Source organism: Kocuria sp. JC486 (assembly GCF_011602805.1).
Lineage (GTDB): Bacteria > Actinomycetota > Actinomycetes > Actinomycetales > Micrococcaceae > Kocuria > Kocuria soli.
Genome location: NZ_JAAOZS010000001.1, coordinates 172,822 through 186,918, shown reverse-complemented (window position 1 = coordinate 186,918; position 14,097 = coordinate 172,822). Strand labels below are relative to the sequence as shown.

The window sequence follows — 14,097 nt, the reverse complement described above, 5'->3', positions numbered from 1 at the left end:
GCATGACCCCGGGATTCCGGTCTTCATCAGCACGTCCCAGCAGCACATCATCCGAGGTACTTGCCCATGGCATCGTCCACCAAGAGCTCTCCGGGCTCGAAGAACCGCACCGAGGTCTCGCGTGCGTTGAGCACGGCGCGTGCGTCCCTGATCGGGTTGGTCGTGATCCTGATCGTTCTCATCGGGCTGTTGGCCTGGGGAGCGGGCCGGGGGAGCACCAACTGGACCCCGCGGTTGGCGCTGGACCTCGAAGGTGGAACCCAGATGGTCCTCACCCCGCGGTTGCAGGGGGAGGAGGAAGGCAAGGAGATCACCCCGGAGCAGCTCGACCAAGCGGTCGAGATCATCCGCCAACGTGTCGACGGCTCCGGTGTCTCCGAGGCCGAGGTGACCACCCAGGGCGGGTCCAACATCGTGGTGTCCATGCCCGGCACCCCGGACCAGGCCACGCGTGAACTGATCCAGACCTCCGCGGAGATGTCCTTCCGGCCCGTGCTGCTGACGGGCGCCGCCGAAGCCGTTCCGGAGGATCAGCGCACCGCGGAGGAGGACCTCCCGAAGCCCACGGAGGACCCAAAGGACTCCTCTGACACCAACTGGATCACTGCGGATCTCATGAAGGAGTACGAGTCCACCGATTGCACGCAGCCGCAGACGCCGGAGGAACGGGCTGCCCAGCCCACGGACAAGGCGATCGTCGCTTGTGGGCCGCAGGAGGGCGCCAAGTACATCCTGGGGCCCGTGGAAATCGCCGGCACGGAGATCTCCGACTCGAGCTACGGCATGGCTCAGGGGCAGGGCGGAACCACGTCCGGTCAGTGGGGCGTGGACCTGCAGTTCAACGAGGAAGGCACCAAGACCTTCGAGTCGCTCTCCGAACGGCTCTACAACATCGGCCAGACCAGCCCCGGCGACGCACGCAACCAGTTCGCGATCCTGCTGGACGGTGAGGTCATCTCGGCGCCGACGATGGACGCGGTGATCCCCAACGGCAAGGCCCAGATCACGGGCCAGTTCACGGAGGACTCGGCCGCGTTCTTGTCCGAACAGTTGCGCTACGGCTCCCTGCCGGTGAGTTTCTCGATCGCCTCCGAGCAGCAGATCTCCGCGACCCTCGGCGCCGACCAGTTGCGCATGGGCATCATCGCTGGCCTCATCGGGCTGGGGCTCGTGGCGCTGTGGTCGATCATCCAGTACAAGTGGCTCGGTTGGGTCAACATCATCTCGCTGGTGGTCTTGGGCATCATGTCCTGGCTGGCCATCACGCTGCTCGGGTGGGGACTGAACTACCGGCTGTCCCTGGCCGGTGTCGCCGGTCTGATCGTGGCCATCGGCATGGCCGCCGACTCCTTCATCGTCTACTTCGAGCGCATCCGTGACGAGGTCCGGATCGGGCGCACGATTCCGGCGGCTATTGACCACGGGTGGAAGCGCGCCCAGCAGACGATCCTGGCCTCCAAGGCCGTGAACCTGATCGCCTCCGTGGTCCTGTACTTCGTGGCGGTCGGTAACGTGCGGGGCTTCGCCTTCACCCTGGGACTGACGGCCGTGATCGACCTGCTGGTCGTGTTCTTCTTCACCCACCCGGTCATGGTGTTCCTCTCCCGGACCCGGTACTTCGGGCAGGGCAGCCCCGGGTCTGGTCTGGATCCCAAGGCCCTCGACGCCATGCCCTTCTACCGCGGTGGCGGAAAGTTCCGGACCCCCGAGGACCTGGATCCGGCCTCCGGGTCCACCCAGGCCGACTCCGACGTCGTCGACGCGCCGGGAGCACAGTCTCCTGACTCCGACGACGGATCGGTTGCCCGGTCCCGCACCAAGGCCGCCCGCGCCGTGCCGACCGGGGTGGACGACGGCCTGACCCTTGCCGAACGACGACGACGCGCCCGCCGCGAGGCCGCCGACACCAACGAGGAGGTCTGATGTCACGCTTCGCTGATTTCGGAAACGATCTCTACAGCGGACGGAAGTCCTTCCCGTTCGTTCCCAGACGCCGGCTGTGGTTGAGCATCGCAGCGGTCCTGGTGGTCATCTCGGCCCTGATTCCGGTGGTGCGCGGAGGCTTCAACCTCGGCATCGATTTCACCGGTGGCTCGGAGTTTGTGGTCTCGGACGTGTCCGACGCCAGCGTGGAGCCCGGCGAACAGGCCGTCGCGGACACCGGGCACGACGGACAGTCCACGGTGACCAACATCGCCCCCGGCACGGTACGCGTGCAGACCGAGCAGTTGGACGACGACGAGACCCTGGCCGTCCGCGACGCTCTGGTTCAGGCCTACGACGTCTCCGAGGACCAGGTCGCCTCCAACTTCGTGGGGCCCACCTGGGGAGCCGGCATCTCCCAGCAGATGATCCGCGGACTGGCGATCTTCCTGGGGCTCACGGCGATCATGATGGCCCTGTACTTCCGCACCTGGAAGATGTCTCTGGCCTCCATGGCCGGTGTGTTCGTGACGGTTGCCCTCACGGTGGGCACCTACTCCCTGATCGGTTTCGAGGTCACGCCCTCGGCGATCATCGGGTTCCTGACCGTGTTGTCCTACTCGCTGTACGACACGGTGGTGGTCTTCGACAAGGTCAGGGAGAACACCAAGGGCCTGCTCGACGGCACCGCGCCGCAACCCAGGGCGGGCAAGGGTTTCTCGGACCAGATCAACCTGGCCGCCAACCAGACCCTGGTGCGTTCGATCAACACGTCCGTGGTGGGCCTCCTCCCGGTCGGGGCCATCCTGTTCATCGGCGCCGCGCTGTTGGGTGCGGGCACGCTCAAGGACCTCGCCCTGGCCCAGTTCGTGGGCATCGTGTGGGGCACCCTGGCCACGCTGTTCTTTGCGACGCCGGTGTACGCCGCGCTGCGGGGCATGGAACCCGCCGTACGGAAGCAGGATCGCGAGGCCGCTGACCGTGCCGCTCGCGGCGACGGACCCGACCGTGCGGTCTCAGGCCGTGGGCGTTCCGGAGCGTCAACGGCCTGAACGCGAGCGGGACGCCCCTAGAATTGGTATTCATCCGTTACGGAAACTGCTCCGGGCATGACCCGTCGCCACCGGTGCGGATGAGCTGAAGGAGGCGGACGTGGACCACAACACTCTCCATCCCGGTCCGGGCGGAAGTTCCGGGCCCGACGCCGGGGCGAACAGCGGTGAGAACCAGGCTCCCCGGCCCCAACCTGACCCGGAACAGTCGACCTCCCCGGCGCCGGGTCAGTACCGGCCGGGCGTCGGCAGCCCTGGTACGCACGGTGTGGTTCCGGCCTCCCGTCCGGTGTTCGGACGTCCCGTGTTCCCCGGGCGCTCGGAGCGCACCCGCTCCGCGTTGTCCTATCTGTCGGGGGCATCCATTTCACGCTCGCCCCTGATCGAACCGCTGTTGCGTACGGTCCGGGAGAACGCTCCTGAGGAGGATCTCAGCGTCCTGCAGCGCGCGTTCGCCGTGGCTGATCGGCAGCACGAAGGGCAGAAGCGCAAGAGCGGTGACCCGTACATCACCCACCCGGTGGCGGTGACCACCATCCTGGCCGAACTCGGCATGACCGGTCCGGTCCTGGTCGCCGCGTTGCTGCACGACACCGTGGAGGACACGGACTACACGCTGGACGACCTCACCGCCGATTTCGGTGAGGAAGTGGCTCATCTGGTCGATGGCGTGACCAAGCTCGAAAAGGTCCAGTACGGCGAACACGCGCAGGCGGAGACCGTGCGCAAGATGATCGTGGCCATGGCCCGTGACATCCGCGTACTCCTGATCAAACTGGCCGACCGTCTCCACAACGCCCGGACCTGGCGCTTCGTTTCGCAGGAATCCTCGGCCAAGAAGGCACGCGAGACCCTGGAGATCTTCGCCCCGCTGGCCCACCGCCTGGGGCTCAACACCATCAAATGGGAGCTCGAAGACCTGTCCTTCGCGGCCCTCTACCCCAAGATCTACGACGAGATCGTGCGCATGGTCGGCGAACGCCAACCGCAACGGGAACGCAATCTGGCCCAGATCCGGGCTCTGGTGGCCGAGGACCTGGCGGAGTCCGGGATCGAGGCTGTGATCACCGGCCGTCCCAAGCACTACTACTCCGTGTATCAGAAGATGATCGTGCGCGGTAAGGACTTCGACGAGATCCACGACCTCCTGGCCGTACGTGTCCTGGTGTCCTCGGTGCGCGAGTGCTATGCGGCACTCGGTTCCCTGCACGCCCGGTGGCGTCCGTTGCCGGGGCGGTTCAAGGACTACATCGCCATGCCGAAGTTCAACATGTACCAGTCCCTGCACACCACGGTGCTGGGGCCCGGTGGGCGCCCGGTCGAGATCCAGATCCGCACCCACGAGATGCACCGCCGCGCCGAGTACGGCGTCGCCGCGCACTGGAAGTACAAGGACCACGCCAAACAGGGCGGGGCCGGAGAGACCCCCAAGGCCAGTTCCGAGGACATGGGCTGGCTCAAGTCCCTGGTGTCCTGGCAGGACGAGACCAAGGACTCCACCGAGTTCCTGGACAGCCTGCGGTACCAGATCGACACCAAAGAGGTCTACGTCTTCACCCCGCGCGGGGACGTCATGGCCCTGCCCGCGGGGTCGACGCCCGTCGACTTCGCCTACGCGGTGCACACGGAGGTGGGGCACAAGACCATCGGTGCGCGCGTGAACGGGAAGCTGGTGGCGCTGTCCTCGACCCTCCAGCACGGGGACTGGGTGGAGGTTCTCACCTCCAAGTCCGAAGGTGCGGGCCCGTCCCAGGACTGGCTCAAGTTCGTCTCCTCGCCCCGCGCCAAGTCGAAGATCAAGCAGTACTTCTCCAAGGAACGCCGCGAGGAGGCCATCACCCGCGGCCAGGAGGCGCTGACCCGCGCGCTGCGCAAGCACCACCTGCCCTTGCAGCGGACCGTGACACAGGAGGGCCTGGTCTCGGTCGCCCAGCAGCTGAACAAGTCGGACATCACCGCGCTCTACGAGGCGATCGGCAACGAGGTGGTCTCCTCCCGGGAGGTCATCGACCTGCTGGTGGAGTCCGCCGGTGGTGCGGAGGGCTCGGTCGAGGACCTGGTGGACAACACCTCCGCGATCAGGCCGGTGCGGCAGGGCATCGCGGACTCCGGGGTCGCCGTCGACGGTGCCAGCGACGTCTACGTCAAGCTCGCCCGGTGCTGCACACCCGTTCCCCCGGACGACATCATCGGTTTCGTGACCCGCGGCCAGGGCATCTCGGTCCACCGCACGGACTGTGCGAACATGCGCAATCAGGGTGATTCCGAGCGGATGGTGCCCGTGCACTGGGCGCCAACCCAGTCCTCGGTGTTCCTGGTCGAGATCCAGGTCGAGGCGCTCGATCGGCAGAAGCTGCTCTCGGATGTCACCCGCGTGCTCTCCGAGAACCACGTGAACATCCTGGCTGCCAACGTGCACACGTCCTCCGACCGCCTGGCGATCTCCCGTTTCTCCTTCGAGATGGGGGACGCCCGGTACCTGGACCACGTGCTCAACCAGGTCCGCAACATCGATGGCGTGTACGACGTCTACCGGACCTCCGCCCAGCAGCGCCTGCCGGACACCCCGCGGTCCTTGGCCTGATTACTCCGGGACGGCAACCCGCTCGGTTTCGGTATCCCTGTCGGGAAGGGCGACGATACGGCCTGCGGCGGGCGCTCCTCGCCCTCAGGCGTGCGAGGGGTCAGCTCCGAGACGCCTCGACGGCCTTTTCGACCTCGGCGACGACTACGCGGCGCTGCGTCCACACCACCTCGACTGCGGCCTGACGTACGGCGGCATCCTCACCGAGCATCGCATCGGTCAGGACTTGGGGGACCACCTGCCAGAAGAAGCCGTACGGGTCGCGGATCCACGAGCACTCGAGCTCCTCGCCGCCGGCTGCGAGGATCCCGTCCCAGAAACGGTCGAGCTCGGTCTGGTCGGCGACCGTCAGGAAGAACGAGGACGCCATGGTCGGGTCTCCCATGTGCGGGGCGCCGAGGATCTGGTACGGCGTGCCGGCGATCGTCAGGTCGATGACCACGGGATCGTTCGGGCCGTCGAGCTCGATGACCTTTTCGATCCGGGAGTCGGGCGCGAGCGACGTCCACAGTTCGGCGGCCGCGACCGCCTTTTCACGATCCAGGGACAAGCAAGTGCGGCATGCAGACATGGTGTTCCTCTCTCGGGTCGGTGGGGACACGGTTGCCCGAGCTGGACGCTCGGTTCCACCGTAGGACGGCGGCGGCGCGAGGGGCAACGTCCATGGGGGAAAAGGTAGACGCGATGCTCGGTTACCGACCCCGGAAGGCCCGGGCACGATCTCGGTGCCGAGTTCGGGAACAGGAGGTTCGGTGAGTACCGCTAGTCCGGAACGTCCAGGCCCAGGGCACGGCAGACGCGACGTACGCGCATCACGCCGCGGGCCCGTCCGGGGAGGCGGGGCAGGTTGCGCAGCACGGCAACGACGGCGCCCGGGTCCACCGCCAGATGCGGAGCCGAGAGCAGGAGCCGCAGCGGGGTCTCCGCGGCGGGGTGATCCCAGCAGGCGAGGTCCGCGGCGGTACGCAGGGGCGTGGTCACCTGGATGTCGTGGAACCGGTCGACGTCCTGCGGTGGATAGACCAGTTGACGCACGCACCAGGGGATCGCAGCCCCGACCGGTGACGGGCGCATGGTGGTCCTGTGTCTGCGGTGGACCATGAACCACAGCATCTCGGGGGCGGGAGCACACGAGTGGAACCATGCGGCGGCGTCACGGTGCAAGACCCCGGTGGTGTTCACACCGGCGGAGGTCACCATGCGGACACCTTCCGCGCGGATCTCTCGCGTCACAGGCACCCCGGCCGTCACGAACACGGGGCCGAGCAAAGGTGTGATCAGCCCTTCCCGGGCCATGGACGCCACCTCGGCCGGGCCCACTCCGCGACCGTCGTCCGGGCTCCACAGAACATCTCTGGCCACCGCGGGCGGCCCCGGCCACCACGGCGTTCCCGGGCACCACGGCGATCCCGGGCACCACGGCGATCCCGAGCCCAGCGGAGGGGCGGAAAGGCAACGGGGTTCGACGGTCATGTGACCATCGAACCCCGTGGTGTCCGGACCTGGAAGAACCCCTGGCGTCCTGTGGACGACCGAGCCAGGGGCCGCTCAGATCCCGGCGGCCGAACGCTTGATCATGTCGCGCATGGCCTCGGCGCTCTGCAACTCCCCACCGAGCTTCTTCACCTTGGTGCTGTCACCGGCGGCCTGAGCCGCCTCGACCTGTGCCTGCAGCTCCGTGACCTTGTCCTCCGCCTGGGTCAACAGGGCGTTCGAGCGCACCTCGGGTTCGGAGGCGACCTTCTTGGCCCGGTGACCGGAGTCGGCATCCCGTACCGCCTCCTCGACCGCCTGCAACTCGTTCTCGATCCGCTTGAAATGGGCCCGCGGAACCTTGCCGATGGCATCCCAACGGTCCTGGATTCCGGAGAGCTTCTTGCGGGCCGCGCGAACATCCGTGACCGGGAGCAGCTGCTTGGCCTCCTCGACCAGCTCCTGCTTGAGCTTGAGGTTCTCCTCGAACTCCTGCTCCACCTGCTCGTTGGCGGCCTTCCGGGCGTCGAAGAAGACGTCCTGAGCGGCGCGGAACCTGGCCCACAGGGCGTCGTCGTCCCGCCGCGAGGCACGCGGAGATGCCTTCCAACGATCCATGAGGTCGCGGTACTTGCCCGCGGTGACGTTCCAGTCGGTCGAGGTCTGCAGCGCCTCGGCCTCGGCAATCAGCCGTTCCTTGGCGCGCTTGGCCTCGGCATTGGTCTCGTCCAGGTGCGAGAAAAAGGCCCGACGGTGCCGGTCGAAGGTCGTCCGGGCGTTGCGGAAACGCTTCCACAGCGCTTCTTCGTCCTTACGTGACAACCGGATACCGGACTTCTGGTGGGCCTTCCACTGGTCGAACAGCTCACCCATCCGGGCCGAGGACTGCTTCCACTGGATCTTCTGCGGGTCCTGGCCCGAGATCTTCTCGGCCTCCTGCACGATCGCGTCCCGCTGGGCGAAGTGCTCGGCCTTCGCGGCTTCGGTGGCGCGCTTGTGCTCCGCTTCGAGCTCCGCGATCCGGGGCCGAAGGGCCTCCAGGCGGGCCTCCAGCGCCTTGATGTCGCCGACCAGCTTCCGCTCGGAGAGCTGGGCCAGCACGTGGTCGGCGTTGCGGTTCATGTCCGAGGAGGCGTTGCCCGCCTCCACCCGCTGTTCCAGAACGTCGACGAGCGTACGGGCCTCCTCGAACTTCTTCACGAAGTAGGCCAAGGCCTCGTCCGCCGGAACATCGGGCACCTGACCGCACAGGACCCTCTCCGTCTCGGTTTCTCCGCCCTCGGCGGTGGCCTCACCCTGGACCAGGACGTAAACGTGGCCGTCCTCGGTCACCTCGCCGAACGGGCGCGCGGCCTCCAACTGCTCCGAGGTCAGGGACTCCAGGGCGCTGCCACCGGCTTCCGCGCCGGAGGGGGCTGCCGCCGGAGCCGGGACGGAGGATCCCGGGGCCGTGGGGTGCGATTTCACGATGGAGGGCTTGACCCCCGAGGGCTTCAACGCCGCGGGCGTGGGTACCTGGGGCTGGTTCTGGTCGTCGGATTCGAGACGTTCGGTCACCGCTGAAACTCTTTCACTCGTGCCGACCCGCGACAGTTCACCTGGTGCGGTGAACGGGTGCGTCCGGCAGCTCGTCGTGGGGCTACGGGACACGTCCCGCAGCGCTGTACGGGAACCATGGTAGTCACGGGTCACCGCCGCACGTCGAAGGCACCGCTGAAGCGCGAGTGGGCCCGACGGCGATCGGCACGGGGCGGGCCTACTATGGTCCCGACTCTCGACCCCCTACCAGGAGACACGTCCCCATGGCTTCCAAGACCTCCCTGTCCGGTTTCCCCGAGTGGCTTCCCCAGGAGCGACTCGTGGAGCTGCACGTGCTGGACACGTTGCGGGAGACCTTCGAACTGCACGGCTTCTCCTCGATCGAGACCCGCGCCGTGGAGACCGTCGAACAACTGCTGCGCAAGGGTGAGATCGACAAGGAGGTCTACGGCATCTCCCGCCTGGCCGAGGACGAGGAGGCAGCGGCCGTCGCAAAGGAAGGCAAACTGGCGCTGCACTTCGACCTCACCGTGCCCTTCGCGCGCTACGTCGTGGACAACGCCGGTCACCTGAACTTCCCGTTCCGCCGCTACCAGATCCAGAAGGTCTGGCGCGGGGAACGACCGCAGGAAGGGCGGGCCCGCGAGTTCACCCAGGCCGACATCGACGTCGTGGGGGACGGCAGCCTCCCGTTCCGGTACGACGTCGAACTCGCCCTGGTCATGATCGACGCCCTCAGCAAGTTGCCGCTGCCCGAGTTCAAGCTGCGGGTCAACAACCGTAAGCTCGCCGAGGGTTTCTACCGCGGCGTGGGGCTGACCGACGCCCCGGCGGTCCTGCGGGAGATCGACAAGCTGGAGAAGATCGGCCGCGACGCCGTCGCCGCGAACCTGGTCGAGCACGTGGGGGCCACCGCCGAGCAGGCCGATGCCGCCCTGCAGCTGGCCTCCATCCGGGCCGAGGACACGAGCTTCGTGGACCAGGTCCGGGCGCTGGGCGTGCAGGACGACCTGCTCGAGGAAGGCCTGGCGGAGCTGGGCGAGGTGATCGCCGAATGCGTGCGTCGCGCCCCGGGGCGGGTCGTCGCGGACCTTTCGATCGCCCGTGGGCTGGATTACTACACGGGCACCGTTTACGAAACCGTCCTGGTCGGCCACGAGAAACTCGGCTCCATCTGCTCGGGCGGACGCTACGAGTCCCTGGCCAGCACCGGCAAGAAGACCTACCCCGGTGTGGGCCTGTCCATCGGCGTGACCCGCCTGGTCTCTCGCATCCTGTCTCAGGGCCTGGCCGAGGCCTCCCGCGCCGTTCCCACCGCTGTTCTCGTGTCCCTGACGGACGAGGACTCCTGGTCCGCGGCCCAGGACGTGGCCACCGAACTGCGCTCCCGCGGGATCGCCTGCGAGGTCTCGGCCACCGCCGCGAAATTCGGCAAGCAGATCAAGTACGCGGACAAACGCGGCATCCCGTTCGTGTGGTTCTCCTCGGTGAACGACGACGGTGTGGTGACCCACGAGGTCAAGGACATCCGCTCCGGGGAGCAGGTGGCGGCCGACCCGCGGACCTGGACTCCTCCGACGGAGGATCTGGCGGTTCGGGTGGTCAATGCACAGTGACCTCGAGGACGATCGGCTCCCGCGTCTTCGCGTCCGGTTCCACGCCGCCGGGGCATCCCAGTTCGATCTCCGACCGGAAGCAGTACTGGAGGTTCACCGTCGTGCTGCCCGGTGAGAGCCCTTCCACGACGAAGGAATTGGGCCCGGTGCAAGGAGATCCAGGGGCGTCCCCGCAGTTCTCGTGAATCACCTCGGTGGACACGACCTCCTGGTCGAAGTCACCGGCTGCTCCCCATGTGTCACCGACCCCGATGTTGACTTCACCGAGGTCGATGTACGCCTTCTCTCCCACATCGAGGTTCAGGGACTGGCTGCGCCCCGGCAGCTGCTCGACCGTGGGACTCAGCGGGGGCGTCGGGGTCGGGCTCGGCTCCGGGTTGCTCGAAGAACATCCGCTCACGCAGGACACGACGCCGAGGAGGACAGCTGCCGTGAGCGTCGCACCGGCTCGGCGTACCCGGGGTCCGGCCACCCTCACCGGCCGACGTCGTCCTGCCACCCGTGCTCCTCAGCTCGCCCTGATGATTGCGCGGAACACTATCCGACCCAGGAGGCCCACCGCGATCACCGCGAGCATTGTTGCGACGGCGGTCCAGGGGAGCGCGAACGCCAGCACCAGGCACCCCAACAGTCCCAGCGCGTTGACGGCGCGTGGTGCCCACCGGGGCCGCTGCGTCATGGTGAGCGCGGAGAGATTCGCCAGGGCGTAGTACAGCAGGACCCCGAAGGACGAGAACGCGATCACTGTGTGGACGTCCGTCAGCAGGATCAGCGCCAGGACCAGGACCGCCGTCGTGAGTTCGGAGGCCCACGGCACGCTCCGGGAGGACACCGCCGTGAGGTAGCTCGGGAGGTCGCGACGTCGGGCCATGGCCAGGGCCGTACGCGAGATTCCCGCGATCAGGGCCAACAAGGCCCCCAATGCACCGGCCGCCGAACCCGCGACGACGACCGCCGCCGCCACGGACCGGGCGGACTCGGGCACTCCCGAAGCCCCCAAGGACGCCTCGAGAGCGCTGAGCAGCGCCGTGTCCGTCGCGGCCAGCTGCGCCGGCCCGAGCGTGGCCAGGAGGAGCCCGGCCAGGAGCAGGTAGAGGACCAGGACGAAGGCCAGACCCACCAGGATGGCGCGAGGAATGCTGCGTTGTGGATCCTTGACCTCCTCACCCATCGTGGCTATCCGCGCGTACCCGGCGAAGGCGAAGAACATCAGCCCCGCGGCCGAGGCCACACCCGCGGGAGAGGGTTCCGGTGCAGTCCCTGCCTCCGGAGCGAACGGGAACGGACCGGACCCGGCCAACCCGAGGACGAGGGCGAGCGCCACCGCGAACAGGACCACCAGCACGAGAGCCACGAGCCACCGCGTCATTGCGGCCGTCTTGGTGACACCGCCGAGGTTCACGGCCGTCACGCCCAGGATCGCGACGACGGCAACGGCCCGGGCCCAGGTGCCGTGGTCCAGACCGGGGATCCAGGCAGCAGCCGCCTGTGCGGCGTACAGGCCGACGGTCATGGCCATGGCAGCGGCCGAAGCCGTCTTGCCGGACACGAAACACCACCCCGCCGTGAACCCTGCCCAGGCCCCCAGCCTTTCCGTTGCGTAGACGTACGTCCCCCCGGAACTCGGGTACCGGGCCGCCAGCTGGGCGGTGGAGGTGGCGTTGCACCACGCGATCACACCGGCCAGTGCCACGGCCGCCAGGAGCCATTCACCCGCGTGGGCGGTTGCCGGTCCGAAGGCCACGAACACTCCGGCGCCCAGCATCGAGCCGACCCCGATCACCGTGGCGTCCCCGAGCGTGAGCCGCCGTTCGAGCTGCGTGGGGCTTCCGGGTCCGGCGCCGACTCCGTCGTCCGGGCGGGCGGGGGCGTCGTCATGGTGTGAGGAAAACGGCACGGTGCTCCCGGGCGGTCTGGGCCGGTGGCGCTCCGGCGGTGGGAAGTGGTCTGTAGACTCGGGCACGGTCAATCTAGGGCCGTCCGATGAACCGACGGTAAACGCACCCCGCGAACCACGGCGCGGGGGCGTCGTCGCTGGGACGACTCCCTACAGAACTCGACATGAAGGACGTCATAGGTGCTGCGCACTCACACCCTCGGTGAACTCAACGCCGAGCACATTGGTCAGACCGTCACGCTCGCAGGCTGGGTGGCGCGGCGCCGCGATCACGGCGGTGTGGCGTTCCTGGACCTGCGTGACGCCTCGGGCGTCGCCCAGGTCGTGGTGCGCGACGAGGACGACTTCGACCACCTGCGCAACGAATACGTCCTGCAGGTCACGGGCAAGGTCGAGCGCCGCCCCGAGGGCAACGAGAACCCCAACCTGGCCTCCGGCGAGGTCGAGATCCTGGTGGACCAGCTGACCGTGCTCAACACCGCGGCTCCCCTGCCGTTCCAGATCGACGAGCACGTGGAGGTGGGCGAGGAGGCCCGCCTCAAGTACCGCTACCTGGACCTGCGGCGTCCCGAGCCCGCGCGCATCATGCGCCTGCGGTCCGAGGTCAACCGGGTGGCCCGCAACCTCCTGCACGACCGCGGCTACCTCGAGGTCGAGACCCCCACCCTGACCCGCTCCACGCCCGAAGGTGCCCGTGACTTCCTGGTCCCGGCCCGCCTGGCGCCCGGTTCCTGGTACGCGCTTCCGCAGTCGCCCCAGTTGTTCAAGCAGCTGCTGCAGGTCGGTGGACTCGAGAAGTACTTCCAGATCGCCCGGTGCTACCGCGACGAGGACTTCCGTGCCGACCGGCAGCCCGAATTCACCCAGTTGGACATCGAGGCCTCCTTCGTGGAGGAGGACGACGTCATCGAGCTGGGCGAAGCACTGGTCACCGAGCTGTGGAAGCTCATCGACGTCGAAATCCCCACGCCCATCCGCCGCATGACCTACGCGGAGGCCATGGAGAAGTACGGTTCGGACAAGCCCGACCTGCGCTTCGGCCTGGAACTGACCGACCTGACCGAGTACTTCAAGGACACCCCGTTCCGGGTCTTCCAGGCGCCGTACGTCGGCGCCGTCGTGATGCCCGGTGGAGCCTCCCAGCCCCGCCGCACACTGGATGCCTGGCAGGAGTGGGCCAAGCAGCGCGGCGCCAAGGGCCTGGCCTACATCCTGCTCAAGGACGACGGGGAGATCACGGGTCCCGTGGCCAAGAACATTACCGACGAGGAGAAGGCCGGCCTGGCCGAGGCCACGGGTGCTCAGCCCGGAGACTGCATCTTCTTCGCGGCAGGCGAGGCCAAGCCCTCGCGCGCCCTTCTGGGTGCGGCCCGCGTGGAAATCGGGCACCGCACCGGTCTGATCAAGGACGGCGACTGGGCCTTCGTGTGGGTGGTCGACGCTCCCATGTTCGAACCCGCCTCGGACGCCGTGGCCTCGGGCGACGTCGCCGTCGGCGCCGGGGCCTGGACGGCGGTGCACCACGCCTTCACCTCGCCCAAGCCGGAGTTCCTGGACACGTTCGACACGAACCCCGGGGAAGCACTGGCCTACGCCTACGACATCGTGTGCAACGGCGTGGAACTGGGCGGCGGTTCGATCCGTATCCACCAGCGCGAGGTCCAGGACCGCGTGTTCAAGGTCATGGGCCTGTCCGAGGAGGAAGCACAGGAGAAGTTCGGCTTCCTGCTCGACGCCTTCGCCTTCGGCGCGCCCCCGCACGGTGGCATCGCCCTGGGCTGGGACCGCACGGTGGCCATGCTGGCCGGCAGCGACTCCATCCGCGAGGTCATCGCGTTCCCCAAGACCGGCAACGGCTACGACCCGCTGACCGCGGCACCCGCGCCCATCACGGCCCAGCAGCGCAAGGAAGCGGGTGTGGACGCCAAGCCGGAGAAGGCGCAGCCGACGGCCAAGGCGGAATGAGAACCACCTGAGATCACGCGAACGGCACCCGGGCACCCGCCCGGGTGC

At 67.9% G+C, this 14,097-nt stretch carries 10 protein-coding genes; 5 read left to right on the top strand and 5 right to left on the bottom strand.

Annotated elements, in window-relative coordinates; translation table 11 throughout:
- The first annotated feature begins 66 nt into the window (after nt 1-66).
- The 3 genes from secD to GWK18_RS00790 all read left to right on the top strand — a co-directional run bounded on the left by secD (nt 67) and on the right by GWK18_RS00790 (nt 5,559).
- Nucleotides 67-1,923 (top strand): protein translocase subunit SecD, encoded by a 1,857-nt coding sequence (gene secD / locus GWK18_RS00800; protein ID WP_123824061.1) that lies wholly within the window; start codon nt 67-69, stop codon nt 1,921-1,923.
- Nucleotides 1,923-2,975 carry a protein translocase subunit SecF gene (gene secF, locus GWK18_RS00795; RefSeq protein WP_166832523.1) on the top strand — a complete coding sequence of 351 codons (1,053 nt, stop codon included), beginning with the start codon at nt 1,923-1,925 and terminating at the stop codon, nt 2,973-2,975. Before secD ends, secF begins: the two co-directional genes overlap by 1 nt.
- 268 nt (nt 2,976-3,243) lie before the next feature.
- On the top strand, nt 3,244-5,559 hold the full coding sequence (locus tag GWK18_RS00790; RefSeq protein WP_166832668.1) for a bifunctional (p)ppGpp synthetase/guanosine-3',5'-bis(diphosphate) 3'-pyrophosphohydrolase: 2,316 nt from the start codon (nt 3,244-3,246) through the stop codon (nt 5,557-5,559).
- A gap of 100 nt (nt 5,560-5,659) precedes the next feature.
- On the opposite strand, the gene GWK18_RS00785 is transcribed toward GWK18_RS00790, so the two are convergent.
- The 3 genes from GWK18_RS00785 to GWK18_RS00775 form a co-directional block, all read right to left on the bottom strand.
- Nucleotides 5,660-6,130, bottom strand: coding sequence for a VOC family protein (locus tag GWK18_RS00785; protein ID WP_158609463.1), 471 nt, complete (start codon nt 6,128-6,130; stop codon nt 5,660-5,662).
- A 191-nt stretch (nt 6,131-6,321) separates the two neighbouring features.
- A complete protein-coding gene (locus GWK18_RS00780) occupies nt 6,322-7,032 on the bottom strand; it encodes a hypothetical protein (protein ID WP_166832521.1) in 711 nt (236 codons plus the stop codon).
- A gap of 75 nt (nt 7,033-7,107) precedes the next feature.
- Nucleotides 7,108-8,589 carry a DUF349 domain-containing protein gene (locus GWK18_RS00775; RefSeq protein ID WP_348535785.1) on the bottom strand — a complete coding sequence of 494 codons (1,482 nt, stop codon included), beginning with the start codon at nt 8,587-8,589 and terminating at the stop codon, nt 7,108-7,110.
- Between the two features lie 245 nt (nt 8,590-8,834).
- Between GWK18_RS00775 and hisS the strand changes: the two genes are divergently transcribed.
- The gene (gene hisS / locus GWK18_RS00770) at nt 8,835-10,187 is read left to right on the top strand and encodes a histidine--tRNA ligase (protein WP_166832518.1); all 1,353 of its coding nucleotides are present in this window, start codon (nt 8,835-8,837) and stop codon (nt 10,185-10,187) included.
- Here the strand turns inward: hisS and GWK18_RS00765 are convergent.
- Nucleotides 10,174-10,587 (bottom strand): protease inhibitor I42 family protein, encoded by a 414-nt coding sequence (locus GWK18_RS00765; RefSeq protein ID WP_166832516.1) that lies wholly within the window; start codon nt 10,585-10,587, stop codon nt 10,174-10,176. The genes hisS and GWK18_RS00765 overlap by 14 nt on opposite strands.
- 108 nt (nt 10,588-10,695) lie before the next feature.
- Nucleotides 10,696-12,084 (bottom strand): APC family permease, encoded by a 1,389-nt coding sequence (locus GWK18_RS00760; RefSeq protein ID WP_348535784.1) that lies wholly within the window; start codon nt 12,082-12,084, stop codon nt 10,696-10,698.
- Nucleotides 12,085-12,264: 180 nt separating this feature from the next.
- Here GWK18_RS00760 and aspS point away from each other — a divergent pair, with 180 nt between their 5' ends.
- Nucleotides 12,265-14,049: an aspartate--tRNA ligase gene (gene aspS / locus GWK18_RS00755; RefSeq protein WP_166832514.1), complete on the top strand. Its 1,785-nt coding sequence runs from the start codon at nt 12,265-12,267 to the stop codon at nt 14,047-14,049.
- The last annotated feature ends 48 nt before the right edge of the window (nt 14,050-14,097 follow it).

Coding starts and splice junctions, on each gene's coding strand:
- hisS (WP_166832518.1), top strand. CDS start 8,835: ATGGCTTCCAAGACCTCCCTGTCCGGTTTCCCCGAGTGGCTTCCCCAG.
- secF (WP_166832523.1), top strand. CDS start 1,923: ATGTCACGCTTCGCTGATTTCGGAAACGATCTCTACAGCGGACGGAAG.
- GWK18_RS00780 (WP_166832521.1), bottom strand. CDS start 7,032: ATGACCGTCGAACCCCGTTGCCTTTCCGCCCCTCCGCTGGGCTCGGGA.
- secD (WP_123824061.1), top strand. CDS start 67: ATGGCATCGTCCACCAAGAGCTCTCCGGGCTCGAAGAACCGCACCGAG.
- GWK18_RS00785 (WP_158609463.1), bottom strand. CDS start 6,130: ATGTCTGCATGCCGCACTTGCTTGTCCCTGGATCGTGAAAAGGCGGTC.